The following is a 244-nucleotide window of genomic DNA, read 5'->3' as shown; positions in this document are numbered from 1 at the left end:
CGGTCTTTACGCAGCTGAATGGTCTGCGCAACTATCGAGCGGAAAAAGCCGAGCGAACGACGGCCACGCAACTGCGTCAGGCGTGGCAGCCAGTCCGGCGCGCCAAGCAGATCAAACGGGTCGACCCGTCCCATCGTTTCAAACAACCGGTCTGTCTGACGGGCGAACTCCTTCGGATCACCGGCAATCTCGCCGGAGAACAAGGTCTCCGCCAGAATATCATAGGTCAGCAGGGTCATATCCC

General features: G+C 59.4%; 1 pseudogene. It reads right to left on the bottom strand.

From position 1 onward, the window contains the following. Positions 1–244 (bottom strand): annotated as a pseudogene (locus tag HBA93_RS22880) (cytochrome P450); the annotation flags it as partial.

The organism is Ochrobactrum sp. SFR4, assembly GCF_019730395.1.
In the GTDB taxonomy this organism is placed as follows: domain Bacteria; phylum Pseudomonadota; class Alphaproteobacteria; order Rhizobiales; family Rhizobiaceae; genus Pseudochrobactrum.
The sequence above is the reverse complement of the archived record's forward strand: the minus strand, read 5'-3'. Positions and strand labels throughout refer to the sequence as shown.